At 57.8% G+C, this 15,991-nt stretch carries 11 protein-coding genes; all 11 read right to left on the bottom strand.

What is annotated here, in order from left to right; translation table 11 throughout:
- Nucleotides 1-26: 26 nt before the first annotated feature.
- A complete protein-coding gene (tldD, locus tag ACYVG7_RS21275) occupies nt 27-1,475 on the bottom strand; it encodes a metalloprotease TldD (protein ID WP_460885109.1) in 1,449 nt (482 codons plus the stop codon).
- On the bottom strand, nt 1,472-2,299 hold the full coding sequence (locus ACYVG7_RS21270; protein ID WP_460885108.1) for a carbon-nitrogen hydrolase family protein: 828 nt from the start codon (nt 2,297-2,299) through the stop codon (nt 1,472-1,474). Before ACYVG7_RS21270 ends, tldD begins: the two co-directional genes overlap by 4 nt.
- Nucleotides 2,296-6,168: a YhdP family protein gene (locus ACYVG7_RS21265; protein WP_460885107.1), complete on the bottom strand. Its 3,873-nt coding sequence runs from the start codon at nt 6,166-6,168 to the stop codon at nt 2,296-2,298. Before ACYVG7_RS21265 ends, ACYVG7_RS21270 begins: the two co-directional genes overlap by 4 nt.
- The gene (gene rng, locus ACYVG7_RS21260; protein ID WP_460885106.1) at nt 6,169-7,638 is read right to left on the bottom strand and encodes a ribonuclease G; all 1,470 of its coding nucleotides are present in this window, start codon (nt 7,636-7,638) and stop codon (nt 6,169-6,171) included.
- Between the two features lie 19 nt (nt 7,639-7,657).
- Nucleotides 7,658-8,233, bottom strand: coding sequence for a Maf family protein (locus ACYVG7_RS21255; RefSeq protein ID WP_460885105.1), 576 nt, complete (start codon nt 8,231-8,233; stop codon nt 7,658-7,660).
- Entirely contained in the window at nt 8,233-8,718 is a 486-nt protein-coding gene (gene mreD, locus ACYVG7_RS21250; RefSeq protein ID WP_460885104.1) for a rod shape-determining protein MreD, read from the bottom strand. Before mreD ends, ACYVG7_RS21255 begins: the two co-directional genes overlap by 1 nt.
- Nucleotides 8,715-9,719 carry a rod shape-determining protein MreC gene (gene mreC, locus ACYVG7_RS21245; protein WP_460885103.1) on the bottom strand — a complete coding sequence of 335 codons (1,005 nt, stop codon included), beginning with the start codon at nt 9,717-9,719 and terminating at the stop codon, nt 8,715-8,717. The genes mreD and mreC overlap by 4 nt, the downstream gene beginning before the upstream one ends.
- A 45-nt stretch (nt 9,720-9,764) precedes the next feature.
- Nucleotides 9,765-10,808 carry a rod shape-determining protein gene (locus tag ACYVG7_RS21240; RefSeq protein WP_460885102.1) on the bottom strand — a complete coding sequence of 348 codons (1,044 nt, stop codon included), beginning with the start codon at nt 10,806-10,808 and terminating at the stop codon, nt 9,765-9,767.
- A gap of 215 nt (nt 10,809-11,023) precedes the next feature.
- Nucleotides 11,024-13,126, bottom strand: coding sequence for a DUF6701 domain-containing protein (locus tag ACYVG7_RS21235; RefSeq protein ID WP_460885101.1), 2,103 nt, complete (start codon nt 13,124-13,126; stop codon nt 11,024-11,026).
- Between the two features lie 1,571 nt (nt 13,127-14,697).
- Nucleotides 14,698-15,195 (bottom strand): MSHA biogenesis protein MshP, encoded by a 498-nt coding sequence (locus tag ACYVG7_RS21230; RefSeq protein WP_460885100.1) that lies wholly within the window; start codon nt 15,193-15,195, stop codon nt 14,698-14,700.
- A complete protein-coding gene (locus tag ACYVG7_RS21225) occupies nt 15,185-15,964 on the bottom strand; it encodes a prepilin-type N-terminal cleavage/methylation domain-containing protein (RefSeq protein WP_460885198.1) in 780 nt (259 codons plus the stop codon). Before ACYVG7_RS21225 ends, ACYVG7_RS21230 begins: the two co-directional genes overlap by 11 nt.
- Between the last annotated feature and the right edge of the window lie 27 nt (nt 15,965-15,991).

The raw sequence follows: 15,991 nt of genomic DNA, 5'->3' as shown, positions 1-15,991 counted from the left end.
GGTTATCCGCATACCGGAACTGAAGGTTACCGGGTGCCGCCGACCGTCATCAGGTCCAGCTTCAGGGTCGGTTGCCCAACGCCTACCGGCACGCTCTGCCCCTCCTTGCCACAGACGCCGACGCCGGCATCCAGCGCCAGATCCCGTCCCACCATGGAGACTTGCTGCATGGCTTCCGGTCCGTTACCGATCAGAGTCGTGCCCTTGAGCGGCGCGGTGATCTTGCCATCCTCGATCAGATAGGCTTCCGAGGCCGAGAACACAAATTTGCCCGAGGTGATATCCACCTGACCGCCACCAAAATTGGGGGCATAGATGCCCTTCTTCACCGAGGCGATGATCTCGGCCGGATCGTACTGGCCCGCCAGCATGTAGGTATTGGTCATCCGCGGCATCGGCAGATGAGCATAGGATTCGCGACGGCCATTGCCGGTCGGCGCCACACCCATCAGGCGGGCATTCATCTTGTCCTGGATGTAGCCCTTGAGGATGCCGTTCTCAATCAGCACATTGTATTGACCGGGAGTGCCTTCATCATCGATGCTGACCGAGCCGCGACGTCCCGGCAGAGTGCCATCATCGACAATGGTACAGTGCTCGGAAGCCACCCGCTGGCCAATCTTACCGGCAAACGCCGAGGAGCCCTTGCGGTTGAAATCCCCTTCCAGACCGTGACCGACCGCCTCATGCAACAAGACACCCGGCCAACCCGGCCCCAACACCACCGGCATGGTCCCCGCCGGAGCATCGACCGCTTCGATATTGACCAGCGCCTGCCGCACCGCCTCGCGGACATAACCCAGAGCCCGCATCTCGCCGGCAACCGGATCGAAGAAGTAGTCATAACCGAAGCGGCCACCACCACCTGAACTGCCCCGTTCCCGACGGCCATTGCGCTCCACCAGCACGCTACAATTCAGGCGCACCAGGGGGCGGATATCGGCACTCAGAGTGCCATCCGTCGCCGCTACCAGCACCTCTTCATAGACACCAGACAAGGAGGCGATTACCTGAGTAACTGCCGGATCCAGAGTCCGGGCAAAACGATCCATTTGCTCCAGCAGACTGATTTTTTGCTGTTTATCCAGAGTCCCCAGCGGATCAATCGGCGCATACAAGGCAGGCACATTCCCCGGCTGCCAGATTTTGATGTCGCCATCGCCACCGCTGTGGGCAATACCACGAGCAGCGATCACCGCCTGGCTCAGGGCATGAATACTGATTTCATCGGAGTAGGCAAAACCGGTTTTCTCGCCACTGATGGCCCGGACACCCACCCCCTGATCGATGTTGTAGCTACCGTCCTTGACGATGCCATCTTCCAGCACCCAGGATTCGTGATAACTGCTCTGGAAATAGAGATCGCCGAAGTCGACCTTATGGCTCATCAGCTGGCGCAACATACGCGCCAGCATGGCTTCATCCAGTTCGTGGGGTAACAACAGGCGCTCGGAAACTTGTTTCAACAACATCACTCGGGTTCTCTCCATCCATCACGCAACCGGGTATGGGCCAACACCGGCATATCGCCACGGATCTTGTTCAGAAATTGAAGATCCAGCTCGGCCTGGATCACGCCGCTCTCATGTCCGGCTTCCGCCAGCACCTGACCCCAAGGGTCGATAATCACCGAATGCCCCCACGTCTGGCGACCACCGCCATGAACCCCACACTGATTGGCAGCCAGCACATAGCACTGGTTTTCAATGGCCCGGGCACGAAGCAAGGCCAGCCAATGGGCCTGACCGGTTACATAGGTAAAAGCTGCGGGCACCAGCAGAATATCGGCACCTGCCACGCGCAACTGGCGATACAGTTCGGGAAAGCGCACATCGTAGCAGATGGAGAGCCCGAGGCCACCAAAAGGTGACGCCACCACTTGCCATCTCTCACCAGGGGCGAAACTGGCGGATTCCCGGTACTGACCATGTCCATCCGCCACATCCACATCGAACAGATGCAACTTGTGATAGTGGCCCTGCAAGGTTCCGTCCGGCGCATAGACCAGCGAACTGGTATGCAGCCGGGTCTCACCGACGACGCGGGTCGGCAGGGAACCGGCCACCAGCCAGATCCCCCATTGTCGGGCCCAATCCGCCAACTGCTGCTGAATGGGTCCTTCACCCAGCGGTTCTGCTATCTGCTGGTACTCCGCCGTCGTTCCTAGGCAGGCAAAATTTTCCGGCAACAACACCAGACAGGGACGCTCGCTCGGCAGCTGCGCCAGCAGGTCGGCTATCTGTTGCCGGTTGAGTAACCAATCGGCCTGAGCATTGAGTTGGATTGCCACTAGCTTCATCGGGACAACGCCTTCCTGTAATCTGCCGGGATGCTCTGCAACTGCCCATGCTCCCGACCGATCTCGGTCACCTGAGGAGAGGCCAGCGGACCTTCCAGATGAAAGCTGATGCGGGTGATGCCATCGATCACCGGGGAAAGCAAGGTGGAAGCCGCCAGAACATAGATACCCGTCACTGGCGTCACGGCAAAGGCGGTGGCCAGCGACACCCCGTTGGTAAAGTGCGGGGTAAAGGTGAATTGATAATCCAACTTTTTGCCGACCAGATCCAGCTTGCCACGCCCGGCAATATCACCGGCATCGCCCAGCAAGGCGAAATCCTCGTTGTGCACGACCCCCTGCCGGATGCTGCCGGTGGCCGTGATCGACTTGAAGAAGAAGCCTTTTTCAAAGGCGTCGCCAAAATCCAGGCTCAGGCGGCGCATCAAACTATTCAGCGACAACATGGAGAGCAGGCGGGTACTGGTGGAATCCAGCTTACGCAATAACCCCTCCCCGGTTTCCAGCTTAAAGCTGCCGTTCATACTCGGCTTATGGGGCTGAGACACGGGCCCTTGCCAGCTCACGTCCAGCTCTGCCGTTGCGGGCGTGCCACCAAAGCCCGCGCCGTAATTCCAATCCTTGGTCATCTGCTCCAGGCTGCTGGCCTTTAATGTCAGATGCAGGTCGCTCTGCCCCGCCGGTGGCTTGAGCCGCCAGCTCCCTCGCCCCTGCACGCTATGGCCACCATTCTTCAAGGAGAAGGCAGGCAATAGATACGCATCCGGTGCCCGGCGCCCCTCAACACGCACATCCCCCAGCAGGGCATGATCCAGCTGGCAACGCTGGCAGTGGAAATCCAGATCCGGCCAAAGGGCCATCTGGCTACGCTGCTCGGCCAGCGAGGGGATTGGCGGTATCACCTCAGACGGCTCCTCCTTCTGGGCGGTTTTCTCCTCGGCATTCGAAGCAGACTCATCCGGGTTATAGTCCGGATTGCGCCAGTGCAGATACGCCAGCTCGACGCTCAACGGCTGCTCCGGCCGCCAACGCACCTCGCCCGAGAGCTGATTGGCCAACACGTTGCCCTGAACCCCCTGCTCATCCCGGGTCATCTGCAGGCTGAACTTATCCCAGGGTTGGGATGCCAGGGTCAGCTGCTGACCCTGAACCTGGGCGCTCTGTGTCGGCGGCAACCAGCTACCGGCATGATTCAAGGTGGCACCATCCACCGGCTGTCCCAACTGTTGCCACCACGCCTGCCAGGCATCGGCATCCAACTGCTCGAATTTCAAATCCAGACTCACAGGTGCCGGCGGGGTCAGGGTATCGAGCGTCGATTGGTTGCTGATCCAGAAACGACTGAACTGATGTTTCAGGTGATCCAGTTGTCCCACAAACTGCAGGCCATTTTGCCAGTCAGCGCGCAATGTCGAGGCGCTCTGGCTGCCGCGCGCCGTAACCCGTAGCGGTAGCGATTGGTTGGCGCTCTTGGTGTAGGGAGCGGGCCAGGTCAACGCCAGTCCTTTGAGGTCACTCTGCCATTGCGCCTGATAGTCATAGCGACTATCCGGATGCAGCTGCAATGCAACCGAACCTTGCCACTGCGTCTGGCCCTTGAAGGTCCGTTGCCAGCCCGCCGACAGACCTTGCGCCCGGGCTTGACTCCAGCGCCCCTGCACCCCTAGTTGCACCTGGTAGCTGGTATCCTGCAGTGCGCCCTGATAATCGATGCGCATGGGTTGTCCCCAAAGCTCGGCCTGCAAACCGTTAAAGCGGGTTTCCGCCTCGGTAAAGAACAGTTCGCCATCTAACTGGGTTAGCGCCAGCTCCAGTGGCACCACCTTCAGTGCATTACCCGCGAATTGCACATGCCCGAGCACCTGGACCGGATCGCCATCCACCGGGATCACCAGTTGCAGATCGCCGGTCAGCGGTTTGCTCAGTTGTAACTGTTGTAATGCCGCACCCACCGAATCCTTGACCCCGGACTGCTGCAGATAGGCGCTAACCGCCTTGGCCTCGCCCTGAATATCGGCATTGATATGGAGCCGGCTATGGGGCTCCAGAGTCGGAAACCAGGCATGAATATGATCCGTGCGGGCGTCCCCCAGACGCGCCGCGTTACTGCGCATCTCTAGGGTGTCGTTCTGAAACAGGAGATCCAGCGACATCTCCTTCAGCGGCAGCCAGGCGGGATCAAACTGAAAGGTGGTGTGGCGCAGCGGCACCCAAGCCTGAAAGATACCGCTCCCCTGGTGATAGGGGAACTCGGCCAGGGGGCCATCCCACAGCACTGTGGCCCCTTGCGCTTTACCGCCTTGCAAGGCGGCCCGCAGGTAATCGGTGAGCCCCTGGCCCATCGCCAGCCGAGGGTAATAGCGCCAAGCCTGGGATGCATCGTCCAGATCAACCTGAGTCAAGAGCGCCAGATAGGGGGTGGCCGAGTGAGGAAGCTCGAGGCGGAAATCGGTATCGGCTTGCAACGCCGGAGTCACCAGATGCAGTTGTTGACCCGAGACTTGCCAGCCTTCTGCCGTCTGCTGCCACTGCAGTTGGCCATTCAGGCTGGTCAATGGAATATCCGCCGGAAAGTAGGGGCCAACCTGAACCGATTGGGCGCCGAGCTGTACATCCACCCGCCCGCCTTGTGCATCCAGCGTAAAAGCGCCGTTGACATCTCGTAGGCCGGGAACCATCTCCCAGCGCTGCCAGCCCAATGCCTGCAAGTGCCCGGATAATTGCCATTCACCATCCTGCTCCCGGCGCTCGAAGGCCAGCTGTTGCAGGGTACCGGTCGGCTTCATGCTGCTCAGGGCTTCCCCAGCGACACTGCGTTCACCCGCCAATAATGCCAGCACCGGCGTGATGGCTGGGAGGCTGACGGGATCGATCCGGCCACTCAGGATACCCGCTTGGGAATCCAGCTGCATGCGCCAGGGACCCCAGTCGGCACCATCCCCCTGCACCTGCAGGTCATGACTGGCCAACTGCCACCCCTGGCCCAAGCGCTGCCACTGCACCAAGCCACCACGCAAGCCAATCTGATGGCGGCGGTTGCCCTGTTGCCACTGCAGTTGATTATCCGCCAGCTTCAGCAGCCCCAACTGCCAGTCATTGGCTTGCCGCTCCAGCCAGAACTCGAAGCCCAGTTGACCACTCAAGTTGGCATGCTGGGCATCGCCGCCTGCGGCAACCTGGCGCTGACTGTTACTGGCCAGATAGAGCTGGCCATTGAGGGCTGCAGGGGTATCGGCGGGACCACGAAAATCGGCGATCAGGCGGATCTGGTGTGTCAGGCCATTGTGTTGAAATACCAGCTCGCCATCGCCACGATGCCGCGTCCCCTGGTTCTGCCAACGCAGGCGACTGATATTCAATGACCCCAAATCGCCGAGCGAGGAACGCACCACCAGATGACTATCGCGCAACTCAAATTGCTTGAGCCCGCCCAGCAACAGGCGACTCAGGGGCTGCCAGTCATGGGCCGAGCTCGCGCTCTCACCCTGGGCGCTCAACAGGCGCCGGGGCAGGATCATCTCCACGCCCTGGAATTGCAGCTCGCCAATCACCCACTGCTGCTGGCTGAGGCTCTGCCACAGATCCAGTTGCAGGGTGGCTTCCGCGACGGTTAGCTGCCATGGCTCATCGCGTTTCTGTCGCAACTCGAGCCCCTGCAGGGTGATCGCCGGACCAAAGTCGGTCCACCGCGCACCTAAACTGGCAACCTGGCTGCTCAGAGCCGGATCGGCCACCAGCCAATCGAGCAACGCCTGACGTTGCGCCTGCAACCAGGGCACCCCGAAGCGCGCGCCGCTGACCAGCAAGGCGAGCAGTAACAGCAACAGGGCGGCCAGGCGCCAGGTATGGAACAGGGTGCGCCGCAGCACTTACATCATCACCACATCAAATTGTTCCTGACTGTAGAGCGGCTCCGCATGCACCTTGACTTGCTTGCCGATGAACACTTCCAGCTCCGCCAGACTATGGGACTCTTCGACATGCAAGGCTTCCGCTACCTGTAAGGCGGCATAGACCACAAACTGATCGGCATCGTAGGCGCGATTCACGCGCAGGATCTCGCGCAGGATTTCGTAACAGACCGACTCCACGGTCTTGACCCGGCCCCGCCCCTTGCACTCGGGACATTCGGAGCAGAGTACATGCTCCAGGCTCTCGCGGGTGCGTTTGCGGGTCATCTCCACGAGTCCCAGATGGGAGAAACCGTTCACGCCGGTCTTGGCTCGATCCCGGGACAGCGCCTGCTCCAGGCTCTGCAGCACCCGCCGCCGGTGATCCTCGGATTGCATGTCGATGAAATCGATGATGATGATGCCGCCGAGATTGCGCAGCCGCAGTTGCCGGGCAATCGCCGCCGTGGCCTCGACATTGGTGTTGAAGATGGTCTCTTCCAGATTGCGATGGCCAACAAAGGCACCGGTATTGATGTCGATGGTGGTCATCGCCTCGGTCTGATCGATGATGAGGTAGCCACCGGACTTCAGCTCGACCTTGCGCTCTAGCGCCCGCTGGATTTCATTTTCCACATCGTAGAGATCGAAGATCGGCGAGTCGCCGGAGTAGTACTCCAGTTTATTCACCATCTCGGGAACAAACTCTTCGGTGAAGAGCTTCAACTGCTCGAACGTCTGGCGGGAGTCGACGCGGATCTTGTCCAGCTCGGTGCCGACAAAATCGCGCAGGATGCGGAAAGCCAGGCTCAGATCCTCATACAACATGCTGCAGGGTTTGTTGCGCAAGCGGCGCTCCAGCACCTTGCTCCACAGCCGTTTGAGAAACTGGGTATCTTGCTCCAACTCCCGCTCACCCACCCCTTCGGCGGCGGTACGGACGATAAAGCCGCCCAGATGATCCACCTGCCGGGAGACAATATTTTTTAGTCGTTCCCGTTCGGTTTCACTCTCGATGCGTTGCGAAACCCCGACATGGGAACTGCCGGGCATGAAGACCAGATAACGGGAGGGCAGCGTGATATCCGTGGTCAGACGAGCGCCCTTGGTACTGATAGGATCTTTGACCACCTGGACCATGATGTCCTGGCCCTGGCGTACCAGCTCGGCAATGTTACCGACCTGAAAGTGTTCCTTCTCCCGTACATCGACGCATTCGGTATGAGGCACTATGTCCGAGGCGTGCAAAAAGGCGGCCTTCTCCATGCCGATATCGACAAACGCCGCCTGCATGCCGGGCAGCACCCGACTGATCTTGCCTTTGTAGATATTGCCCACCTGCCCGCGCTTGGCCTGACGTTCAATATGCACCTCTTGCAGAATACCGTGCTCGACCAGGGCAACCCGAGTCTCCGACGGCGTCACGTTTACCAGAAGTTCGGTTGACACTTTGGGTCTCCTTGCCTGCTTATAGGTATTGTTGTAGCAGCAGATCAGTTTCCAACAACGGCAAGCCCACCACGGCGGTGTAACTGCCTTCGATGCGACTGACAAATTTCCCTGCCAGACCCTGAATGCCATAAGAACCCGCCTTATCGGCCGGCTCCCCAGTGTGCCAGTATTCGGTGATCTCTTTGGCAGATAATACCCGGAACGTGACCTCAGTGGTCACCAAGGTGACGGAAACTCCCGTCGCGCCTGCAACCGCGACCGCCGTCATGACCTGATGCTGACGCCCGGAAAGCGCCGTCAGCATGCGTTCGGCATCTTGTTGATCACGGGGTTTTTCCAGCACCTGCTCATCCAGCACCACTATGGTATCGGCGCCCAGCACCGGTAAACGCCCACCGCAGCTGTGCCAACCGGCCAGCGCCTTGGCCTGGGCCAGTCGTCGGGCATAGTCGGCCGCGCTTTCGGCCGGCGACTTTTCTTCCGGCACATCGAGGATCAGCACATCGAATGGATATCCCAGCTGCGCCAGCAACTCACGCCGCCGGGGAGAGGCCGAGGCCAGATAGAGACGGGGAGCAGAGGCAGGAGTCATCAGCGGATACGGAATTTACGGCGCAATTTGCGCAAGGAAAGAAAGGTCCATGGCCAGAGCAAGGTGGTACTTAATGAGGCCCAGAACAGCCGGTAGTTGAGTGACGCCATACCAAACAAATGTTCCGCCCAAAACACCGACAACTGCCCCAGCAGACTGATGCAGCCGATGACCATCGCCTGCTGCCAGACTGAGAAGTTGCGGATCTTCTGGAATTGCATCGCCGCCACATAGGCCATGATGGCCATCGACAACGCCCGCACCCCGAGCGTGGAGCCCAGCAGGATATCCAGCAGCAAGCCTGCCACCCAAGCAGTGCCGATATTGACGCGATGGGGTAAGGCGATCACCCAGTAGAGCACCACCAGTGCCACCCAATCCGGACGATAGGTATCCAGCAACGCCGGCATCGGCAAGATCGACAGCAGCAGCGCCAGCAAGATCGTCAGATAGATAGAGCCAATGCCATGTCCAGTCAGATTCATTGGATTACTGCGCCTCCATGGGCAGGCTGGGGCGACGAACGCGGAGTCGTTCTGGCAGCGCCAGGTCCGGCCTTACGAGTCGATGGGACGGCATTCGGCTTGGTCACGGCTTGCCCTGTGGTGGCAGCCGCTGCGCTGGCCGCGGGCGGCAATACAGCGGCCGCCGAAGCGGCATCACTGATCGGCGCCGGCCACAACAGCAACAGATAACGCAAGCGATCCAGCGCGGCGAGTGGCTCCGCCTTTACCTCGGCAAAGGGCTTGCCCTCTTCGTAGGAGAAGCGGGTGATCTTGGCCACCGGATACCCCATCGGAAAACGCCCGCCCAGACCGGAGGTCACCAGCAGATCCCCCTGCTGCAGATCGGCACTGCGCGGAATATTCTTCAAGTTCAGCTCATCCAGACTGCCCGAACCACTGGCAATGGCGCGGATATCATTACGCATGACTCGTACCGGTAAGGCATGACTCAAGTCGGTGATCAGCAAAACCCGGCTGGTAGTCTTGGCCACACTGACCACCTGACCCACCACCCCCTGGTCGTTAACCACGGGTTGTCCTTCATACACACCGTTGCGTTCGCCCCGGTCGATGATCACCTTGTGCACGAAGGGATCCGAATCGACCGCCAGGATCTCGGCCACCATCTTGCGGGAGTCCGCCTGAATCGGCGATCCCAGCAAACCACGCAGCCGTTCGTTCTCCTGGGTCAGCTGATTCAGACGCAACAAATCACTGCGCAGCAGAAACAGTTGCTCCTCCAGCTTCTGGTTGGACTCCTGAAGCTGGCTGCGCGACTGTAACTGCTCGTTGACCCCATCGGCTAATTGCCGCGGCGTATTCGCCAGATAGATCAGCGGGCTGACCACCGAATCCATATAGATGCGCACGCCATTGAACAAATGGAAACGGGCATCGGCCACTATGCCCGCTACCGAGAGCAGCACAGCCAGAAAGAGTCGGAGTTGCAGGGAGAGGCCCCGGCCAAAAATTGGATTCATGCTGTCCGTCATACGAAACCGGCCCGCAAGGGGCCGGCTTCAAGATTATTCGTAGTGGAACAGATCGCCGCCGTGCATGCCGATGAGCTCGAGGGCTCGGCCACCACCGCGGGCCACGCAGGTCAGTGGATCTTCCGCCACCACCACAGGGATGCCGGTCTCTTCCATCAGCAGACGGTCCAGATCCCGCAACAGAGCACCACCACCAGTCAGCACCATGCCACGCTCGGAGATATCGGAAGCCAGTTCGGGCGGCGATTGCTCCAGCGCCACCATGACGGCACTGACGATCCCGGTCAACGGCTCTTGCAGCGCTTCGAGGATTTCGTTGGAGTTCAGGGTAAAGCTGCGCGGTACCCCTTCGGCCAGGTTACGGCCACGCACTTCAATCTCGCGCACTTCATCGCCCGGATAGGCGGAGCCGATCTCGTGCTTGATGCGCTCGGCCGTGGCTTCACCAATCAGGCTACCGTAATTGCGGCGCACATAACTGATGATGGCTTCATCGAACTTGTCACCACCGATGCGCACGGAAGAGGAGTAAACCACACCGTTCAGGGAGATGATGGCCACTTCGGTGGTACCACCGCCGATATCCACCACCATGGAGCCGGTCGCTTCAGAGACCGGCAGACCGGCGCCAATGGCTGCGGCCATCGGCTCGTCGATCAGATAGACTTCACGCGCCCCGGCACCTTGGGCCGATTCCTTGATGGCACGGCGTTCAACCTGGGTGGAGCCACAGGGTACGCAAACCAGCACACGCGGACTCGGACGCAGGAAGTTGTTGTCATGCACCTGCTTAATGAAGTGCTGCAGCATCTTTTCGGTGACGTAGAAATCGGCGATCACCCCGTCCTTCATCGGACGAATGGCGGCGATATTGCCTGGAGTACGACCCAGCATCAGTTTGGCCGCATGGCCAACCGCCGCCACAGACTTGGCGTTACCGCCACGTTCCTGACGAATGGCAACCACAGACGGCTCATTCAGCACTATGCCTTTGCCTTTAACGTAGATCAGCGTGTTGGCAGTACCCAAATCGATCGACAGATCGTTGGAAAACAAGCCTCTGAGATTCTTGAACATGGTAGCGGGGGATCCTGGAAGTTGAGACTGGGTAAAAACCGGCTAACTTTACCAACCCGGGGGGCATTGGGCAAGTAAACATCCGGCCGGAGGACTGTGGTGGTGCATAAATGATGGAACCATCAAAAATGTCGGGCCAGTGCTGCGCACTGGCCCGAATGATGGTCGATAGAGTCCGATTAAGATCCGCGTGAGATCCGAATCAGAGCCCTGAATTAATTCAGGACTTCACGTCGGTAGATCACCCGATCGCTGCTACGCCATTGATTGAAGAATGCCCAGCCCCCCATATCCGACACGGTCGTGACGCCATCCCCATTCCAGTCAAAGCTCAACCAGCTCGGTTGCTTGGGTTGTTTGCTCAGATCCAGCTGGTAGTTGACCCGATCGCTGATCCCCGGGGCAGAAAAATGCAGCCAGATATAACCGGCCTGGGCCGTGGCGCTGGTGGGTTGCCCTGTCGGCGTATCACGGCTGGTAGCCAGCGCTAACCGCGAGGTGGCGCTGTTATCAATCAGCGTCAGTTGCGCCTCATTGGAGTCATAACTGCGATCAAACACAAAGCCGCCACTGGCCTGTAAGTCGAGCTGGGTACAGGCATCCTCGACATTGCGTTGCCAACCACTACCGGTATAGATCTCCATCATCAAGGGCAAGGCCAGGGCGCTATCCACGGCGGCGCGTCCCGAACTCACGCTCAGGCGACCATGACGCAGATCCTGGGTGGAGATCCGCACAGCGCTACACGAGCCGCCACAACTGCCGCTGGTGAGAACATTCATATCCCGGTTCAGTAGCGGTATATCGTCCGGATCATCCACGCTGACTCCAATCGCCAGTTGGCTAGAGGGGCCATCGGGCGGCGTATTCCGGGCAAACGAGACCGCATAGTTATCGGGGGTAGTGAACAGTCCGGCCTGCCAGCTTAATCCGCTAAGACCACTCAGTCGTGAACTCAATGACACCCCGTTGTCGCCATTTTCGGCCACCAACGACATCAACCCCAGAGCAAACTCATCGTGATAATTCCGCGTCGTCCCCCCATTGCTATTACGAGCCGTCACGGTAAAGCTGGTCGGCATGGGCTGGCCCATATAGCTGAAGCTGCCACAGCCGGCGGTCACATGGCCATTACTGAGGGCAAAGTCATAAGGGGTAAAGCGCCCAACGGATGCGCTACTGGCCGGAGGAATGGTATAGCCGATGTAACCATTGATCGGCGGGGTGGCCGTCATCTTGAATACTCCCACCTCGCTGACAGACTGATCGACACTGTTGCGGCCATCGGCGGCAGGCGCATGGTCATAGCTGGCTTTGCCTACCGTTGCATTGGTGCCGGGGTTGGGTGCCACCAATGTGCTTCCCAAGGCAATATTGTTAAGAGCAAAGTTGGGGGTTGCGATATTGCCCGCACAGATATCGGCATCATTAGCTGACGCCCATCCCACCGCCTGGATCTGCAGGGGGAAGGTCTCCCCTGCCTTTTTAAATACCGAACAGTTGGCATAGTTGCTCTGACACTGACCACCGGAGGTGGTAATGCAGAGCCCGACCGGGCGGGCGACAAACTGATCACTACCATTCATCACCAGGCCGCTCTCATCGCCAGAGCCATCATAACGGGCATCCAGTTGCACTTGGCCGGCATCGGGATAATTGACGCTGATGCTCGACTGCCCCTGCGCATCGAACTGGAGCGAAACGGATGTCGCACTCGCCTGGCTGGTGCCGAGCACATTGCTGTTAAGCATCACTTGGCTGTTATAAGGATTAGCGCTCGGGTTGATGTAGCCACTCCAGAACTTGATGATCTTGGCTTGACTGGCGAACCCAGGTACACACTGTTGGGTCGTGTCGCTCTTCTTGACCGCCTTGATCGCCACCGTCTGTGGCTGGTTGGAGTAGGTATCCGGCACATCAAACACAAAACCACTATCAGCAAAGGTCAGGGTGCAGTTGGCTTCACTCAGGGCACTGCTTCCTGCCCGGCAAAGTGTCTTGCTCAAGGGCTTGGTTGACGGTGTTGAACTGGTGACGCCAATGGTGGTGCTGCCTGCTGTGGTCTTACGCAAATAGACCTTGGTCGAGCCTCCCGTAAAGGTAACGCTACTCCCAACTGTCCAAACCCCATCAGGCAGACTTGACGGGCTCAGCACCGCTGTGACTGTATCCGTGACCAGCGCCGAGCAGCTGGCATTGGCGCAGGCGCGGATGGTCATTTCCTCTGGATTACAGGTCAACGCCTGTCCTGAGTGGTCAAACTCGAAATGGTCAATCTGTTTACCAACCGGATTGGAGGTGATGGCGCAAATACGCACATTATCCAACTCGTGAATATTATGCGATCCACCGGTTGAGCCAGTAAAAGATAGATAAAAGTTGGCCGGAAGAGCGGCTTGGTCTGTTTGCCCGATAGCATTAAATGTTGGTATCAGAGTGATATAACCAGAACCAGTATTGCGCTGGATGGTCACCAATGCCTGCCCCGAAGTACGCGAATCAACTGTCAAACGGTAACGATGAACAGGGTTTGGATAGCTGGAACCACTATCAATCGTTGGATTTAGTGTGTCAGTTCCAAACAAGTAGCGATATTTCGAATATCCGGATCCAGAACCACGAATCGACACAGTATTAGCTTTCCTTTTTTGGTTGTTATCTCCACCCTCAGCTCTGAAATTACCAAACTCATCAATGCCAACCCCAAGCCAGCCACCAGCAAAACCGGGGGCATTGGTCTTATAACCATATCCCAAAGGCCCTCCCGAACTGCCGGGTTGCGGAGTCACAGTGGCATCGGAGAGCACCATGGCAATACCATCGGCCCCATTGCCTCCATAAGCCGCTTGGTCAAATTCGATGGTCACCAGATTATTAGCCGCCGGGAATAAGCGTTGATAAGTAACCGATGTCGCTTGATTCGTCTTGTTCTCAGTCAGTTGCAACCGCCCACCGATAATACTTGGGATAAAGGTGCCGCCACTCGTGGCAGCGGCCCAATTCGCGCTTAGCGGGGTCTGGCTAAAGTCATCGGTAATGCATCCCAATATAGGAGGAAATACGATGGGGACGTCCGTAATAAACGAATCGTAAACTTCTATATGTCTAGCTGTAGCTCGCCCATAGACTTTCGCTTGATTGCGAAGAATAAACCTATCATTCGCATAAAAATAACCATTATGAGTCCCGCCCAATAATTCAATATTACTGTAACCAACAACGACCAAGCGACCCGTGTTATCTTCATTCAATGTTGCTTGATTCTTCACAGACAAATAATTCTTTACAAATACTCGTGTTGTCCCCGACTCACTGAGTAATAATTTGCGACCATCCAAATCAAGATTTTCTATCCAATAATCGCCAGGTGCCAAATATAAAACAGCCTGCCCATTCCGGACTAATAAGTTTTTGATTTTATAGGTACTGTTAACCGAGCTGAATTTTAAAGTGGCGTTATCTACCATAATATTGTTGTAATCCGTCACACCATCAGCCCCCAGAGTGACAAAAGCACCATCAGAGATGGTTGGAGGTGATAACGTAGAGTTATTTTCTGGGAATGGATCAAGCGTCAACTCTGGAATTTGCGAGTTTTGGCCATTGGTCGTGCATGCCACCACAGCACCACTGCTATTCACACAGCTGCCATTATTGCTCTGTGTATTTATCTTGCAGATATTCAGAGTCGGACTATTCCCACCCTTAATGAGCGAGCTATTTGTTATATTCAGCGTCGAGGCATTGGCCGAATTGCAGTTGGAACTCATGTTATCGGTATGGCCCTGAATGACCGTTGGAAATACAGTGTCGTAATCAATTGTCATGGCGCCGATAGGCTGACTAATCAGACACAGAGTTGACAGTAAGCTGACACTCCAAAAACGCATCATTGTAGACTCCCCCCATCAAACGCTTCGGCTTGTATCGTCCGGCTGACGGTAAAATCTGGATTATTATCGCCACTGGCGGCCAGGGAGCCACCACCATCACAGCGCCCGGTACTGGCGAGCCGGTAGCTGGTCACGGCCCCGCTAGTCACCGACAAGGAAGTACAGACAATCGCGGCGGAACAACCCCGTAAGCCATCGCTGCTGAAACTCAGGCTGCTGGACACCTTATCGCAGCCGGTTTTGCCATTGGCATCCGCCGTCGCGGCCTGCCAGACCCCGTTCGGATAGAGCTGATAGAGCCCCTGCTCCACGCCACTCTGCGCGGCCATCAATGCTCGGACGCCCAGGACTTCTACCGTCACCTTTTCACCACTATCCAGCAGCAAACGCCCCAGCGCCGCGGCCAGCAAACCAACAATAACGATGACAAACAGCGCCACCATGATGGCGCTGCCTCGCTGTGAATAACCGGCGGACATTCGCTCAGGGCACATTGTTCACCTCCACCTGATGGCTAAACAGCACGGTTTCACTGCGCTGGGTGAAGCTCAAATTCAGGCTTACCTCACCGCTGCGATTGAAGGCTTGGGGATCCTGAAAAAAACGAGCGCTGGTCAGATGCTCCGCCATCAGAGCGCTACTGCTGCTACTGCTCGCCAGCACAGTTGCTTGCCGTACTAGTTGATTCTGGCTATTCCGGCAAAACGACACCTGCTCGCGGGCGAAGAAAATACGCTGTCCCGGTGAGGGGGCAGCAAAAACCGCGGAGGTTCCGGGCGGGATCGGGGTCAGGCTGGCGGTCAGCAGATCCGCATCACCATCGACCGCCACAGGTACGCTGGCCACTTGCGCCACGCAGACTCCGGCACTGCATCCATAGGGAGGTGTGGTACTCAAACCCACCGGATAGACAATGGCATAATCCCCCGCCTTGATACTGCCACTAAAAGGCACAAGGAAGGTCACAGTGCTGGTCGAGGTCGTCGGCAATGATATATAGCGACTCACAGCTGCCAGTGGCCAAAAACTGATGCACTGCTGATCGGGGCTCACCACCAGGGTTCCCGGCACCGCATCGCGCAACTCTCGATTCAGGCGCTCGACGCCGAAACGCACATCGCTCATCAGCTGTTCCCGGGCACTGGCATCGGCATATAACTGGGTGCTGCTGCCGATAAACTGACTGCTGAAAGTCACCATCACGCCGAGCAGCAGAATCACCACCACCAGTTCAATCAGTGTAAAACCACGGGATCGCCCCATCGCTAATTCAATCAGGGTAAAGCCGCG

This window comes from Pseudaeromonas pectinilytica (assembly GCF_054780855.1).
Note: the sequence above shows the minus strand (reverse complement) of the source record. Positions and strands in the feature narration are given on the sequence as shown.